Below are 3747 nucleotides of genomic sequence, written 5' to 3'. Positions count from 1 at the left end.
GAAGGAAAGACGAACCAGATCACACCTGAGCTATTGGAAGCCTTCGCAAGCGAGGCCCGGCGTCAGATCAGGACGAAAGATGGGAGCTTCCGACGGCACCACGTTCAGACGCTTGTCCAGCGTGTCGAGGTCGGAGCTGACGAAATAAGGATCAAAGGCTCGAAACCCACGCTCCTCCAGACGCTCGTAGCGTCTGGAGGAAACCGTAGAGTGGAAACTGCGGGAATCGGCTTTCGCAGTTTCAATCCGAAATGGCTCCTCAGGTAGGATTCGAACCTACAACCCTCCGGTTAACAGCCGGATGCTCTGCCATTGAGCTACTGAGGAACTCGGGTGGGTCGCGCCGGCACTCCGGGGAGCGGGGCGCGCACTGCCTGTCGCGCCAGACCCGGCCGCGACGAAGCGACAGTGTACTGCGCCGCCTCACCAGAGGTCAACGGGGCCGGTGGCGCACCACGAGGCCGGCGGAGACGCCCCACCACGGCTCCACCGCGTTCAGCCCCCGATCGAGCGAGACGTCCAGCTGCACGTCGGTCGCCAGGCGGAATCCCGTGCCCGCCTGCGCCAGCCACGGCACGTCGCCCTCCACGTGCACCGGCCGCCACGCCACGGCGACGAACGGCGTCCACCGTCCCGCCGCGGCGCCGAGCGAGACCCCGTGCCCACTGCGCACGAAGCCACGCGCGTCGTCCTCATCGTGCACGCGTGTGAACAGGTAGTTGTACGAAAGCTCGAAGAACGCGCCAAGCGAGCGATCGGCCTGCAGGATGACGAGGGGATCGACGAATCCGGACGTCAACGCCGTGGCGCCCGTGGGCAGGGACACGAGTCCCGTGGCCGCCAGGGCGACGCCGAACGGCTCCCGCGGCAGGCGGGCCCGCGTGCCGACGGCAACGTCGGTGCCGTGCCACTGGCAGTCGGCCACGCATCCGGCCGCCAGGCCGGCGCTGGCCACCTGCACCTCGACGAGTCTCGCGACACCCACACGCAAGAGCGGTTGCGGCCCGATGCTGCCGTAGGTGCCATCACGCCACCGCACGGTGGACCATCCGAGTTCGACCTGCACCACGCCCGCGCCGACGACCGACGCCGGGGCGTTGAAGCCGGGACGATCGGCGACGAGATCGGCGGCCTCGGCGGTGGATGCCGGTGGCTGTGCCGAGACGGGCGCGGCCACGAGCATCGCGGCGATCCACCCGCCCAGCCGCCGCCTGCTCCCCATGGTGGACATGTCGTCGCTCGCCTCGCTGACGTCGACTACCAGCGCGGTCGGAAGTCGTGGCTGTAGGCCACGGCCGCCGACACGCCCCATCCGGGTTCGGTGCTGGTGAGCCCGCGCGTGAGCGTGAACTCGTACTCGATGGCCGTCGAGGTCCGCATCCCGGTCCCGACCTCGACGAACCAGGGTGACGCCACCGAGGCGGCGGTCACCGCCGCGCGGCGGCCGAACCGGGCCAGCGGCACCCAGCGTCCCTCGCGCGCCCACACGACGCCGACGCCTTCCCCATGCCGGATCACCGCCGTCGCCTCGTCGTGCAGGCGGGCGACCTCCACGTTGAACGTCAGCAGCACCGCGTTCGACAGCTCGCGATCGACATGCAACAGGAAACTGCTCTCGATCAGGCGCGGCTGGGTGTGATCGGTGCGCGTCGGGTAGTAGAAGAGACCGGACACCGCCGTGGTGAAGCCGGCCGTCTGCGTCGGGAGGGAGGCCCGCCATCCCGCGAACGCCGTCGTCGGCGACCAGGCGCAGCGACCGAAGCAGGCCGACGTCCATCCCCCCGACCCGGCGAGGACCTCGACGCCCGGCAGTACGCCGACGCGCACGAGTGGCTGCATGCCGGCCGTCGATCGCCCGTCCTGGGCATCGAGGCTCGTGCCGGCGCCGACCTCCACCACCAGCTGGCCCACGGTGAGCACGTCGCCCGGCTCGGCCCCCGGTGTCATCTGCCCCCACGTCGGCGTCGCCACCAGCAGCGCGGCGACGAGGACCTGCCCTGCGCGTCGATACATGGTCCCGTTCTCCACGACACTCAGGCCGCCTGGGCGACGGCCCGCAACATCCCCGGTGCGATGCGCGACAGCGGCAGCACCTCGTCGACACCGCCGGCGGCAATCGCCTCCTTCGGCATGCCGAACACCACGCACGACGCCTCGTCCTGCGCGATGGTGAAGGCCCCGGCGGCGTGCATCGCCTGCAAGCCCCGCGCGCCGTCGTTGCCCATGCCCGTGAGAATCACGCCGATCGCGTTCGGCCCGAGATAGCGCGCGCAGCTGTCGAACAGCACGTCCACCGAGGGTCGATGGCGATTGACCGGTGGACCGTCGACCAGCCGCACGGCGTACGTCGCGCCGCTGCGCATGACCTCGAGGTGCAGGTTGCCGCGCGCGATCAGGGCATGACCGGGCAGGATCCGGTCGCCGTCCTCGGCTTCCTTGACCTTGATCTGGCAGAGACTGTCGAGCCGCTGGGCGAACGACTTGGTGAACGCCTCCGGCATGTGCTGCACGACGACGATGCCGGGGCTGTCGGCGGGGAGCACCTGGAGCACCTCGCGCAGCGCCTCGGTGCCGCCGGTGGACGCCCCGATGGCGATGACCTTGTGCGTGCTGTTGATCAGCGCCTGCGAGTTGGGCAGCACCTGCACCGGCGCCACGGCCGACGACTCGCGGCGCCGCACCTTCGCGCGCGCCGCCTCGTGCACCTTCGCGAGGATCTGCTCGCCCAGTTCCTCGATGCCGGCCCGCACGTCGATCTTCGGCTTGGTCACGAAGTCGACCGCGCCGAGCTCGAGGGCCCGCAACGTCGTCGCGCAGCCCTTCTCGGTGAGCGACGACACCATGAGGACGGGGATGGGCCAGGCGCGCATCAGCTTCTCGAGGAAGGTGATGCCATCCATGCGCGGCATCTCGACGTCCAGCGTGATCACGTCCACCGTCGCATGCTTCAGGCGCTCGACCGCCGCCAGCGGGTCGGCCACTGCGGCGACCACCTCGATCTGCGGGTCGGTCTGCAGGATCTGGGTGAGCAACTGGCGGATGAGCGCCGAGTCGTCCACGATGAGCACACGGGTCATGGCCACTTTTCTCCGGCGTCAGAACAGCGTGATGTCGTCGTCGGCATCCGACCGGACGGGGCGGATGAGGGCGGCACTGTAGCGGTCTTCGTCGCTCGCCAGGTGAGCCAGCGATGGCAGCGCCAGTTCCTTGACGAAGGCCCGGCCGCTGTCGGTGGCGAACATCACCTCGAGCGGTCGCGGCCCGCCGAGCAGGCTCTTCTCGAGCGTGATGCCCTCCACGTCGAGGAAGTGCCGGATGAACTCGGCGTTGCGGCGCTGCACCGCGCGGCTGAGGACGACGTGCTTGATGGCTTCGCTGGCCCCGAAGGCCTTGGCGCGCAGACGACGACGATCGGCGCCGCGATGCATCAGCTCGTTGATCAGCACTTCCATGGCGTGTACGCCGTAGCGCGTGCTCTCCGCAGCGTCGTGCTCGGGTCCCTCGGGCAGCAGGAAGTGATTCATGCCGCCGATGCCCGTCTGCGGGTCGTAGAGACAGGCCGCGACGCACGAGCCGAGGATCGTGCGCACGATCGACGGCTCGGCCGAGGCGAAGACGCCCCCGACGTTGATCGAATGCGTGTGCGGCATGTGCGCCGCGGACTCGATCGCGCCGTGCTTCAGGCGCCGATCGACGCCGGGCCGCTGGCGCCTGGCGGGCCTCGGGCCGAGGCGCGACTCGAGGCGG

Annotated in this window: 4 protein-coding genes, 1 tRNA gene and 1 pseudogene; 1 reads left to right on the top strand and 5 read right to left on the bottom strand. The window is 69.8% G+C overall.

Annotated features, from left to right (window positions below; genetic code table 11):
* Positions 1–267 (top strand): annotated as a pseudogene (locus tag Q0C41_RS30500) (hypothetical protein); the annotation flags it as partial.
* Here the strand turns inward: Q0C41_RS30500 and Q0C41_RS30495 are convergent.
* The 5 genes from Q0C41_RS30495 to Q0C41_RS30475 all read right to left on the bottom strand — a co-directional run.
* Positions 253–327, bottom strand: a tRNA-Asn gene (locus Q0C41_RS30495). The pseudogene Q0C41_RS30500 and the gene Q0C41_RS30495 overlap by 15 nt on opposite strands.
* A 106-nt stretch (positions 328–433) precedes the next feature.
* Positions 434–1222, bottom strand: a complete 789-nt coding sequence (locus Q0C41_RS30490; protein ID WP_291990655.1) for a transporter — start codon at positions 1220–1222, stop codon at positions 434–436.
* A 35-nt stretch (positions 1223–1257) separates the two neighbouring features.
* Positions 1258–2013 carry a hypothetical protein gene (locus Q0C41_RS30485; RefSeq protein ID WP_291990653.1) on the bottom strand — a complete coding sequence of 252 codons (756 nt, stop codon included), beginning with the start codon at positions 2011–2013 and terminating at the stop codon, positions 1258–1260.
* 20 nt (positions 2014–2033) lie between these two features.
* Entirely contained in the window at positions 2034–3077 is a 1044-nt protein-coding gene (locus Q0C41_RS30480) for a chemotaxis response regulator protein-glutamate methylesterase (protein ID WP_291990651.1), read from the bottom strand.
* A gap of 18 nt (positions 3078–3095) precedes the next feature.
* Positions 3096–3747: chemotaxis protein CheD (locus tag Q0C41_RS30475; protein ID WP_291990649.1), on the bottom strand; the 652-nt coding region annotated here is incomplete at its 5' end.

The sequence above is a fragment of the Luteitalea sp. genome (genome assembly GCF_022842525.1).
In the GTDB taxonomy this organism is placed as follows: Bacteria; Acidobacteriota; Vicinamibacteria; order Vicinamibacterales; family Vicinamibacteraceae; genus Luteitalea.
Note: the sequence above shows the minus strand (reverse complement) of the source record. Positions and strands in the feature narration are given on the sequence as shown.

Bases quoted from the DNA above. Each gene is read 5' to 3' on its own strand.
- Q0C41_RS30490 (WP_291990655.1), bottom strand. From the start codon at position 1,222: ATGGGGAGCAGGCGGCGGCTGGGCGGGTGGATCGCCGCGATGCTCGTG.
- Q0C41_RS30485 (WP_291990653.1), bottom strand. From the start codon at position 2,013: ATGTATCGACGCGCAGGGCAGGTCCTCGTCGCCGCGCTGCTGGTGGCG.
- Q0C41_RS30480 (WP_291990651.1), bottom strand. From the start codon at position 3,077: ATGACCCGTGTGCTCATCGTGGACGACTCGGCGCTCATCCGCCAGTTG.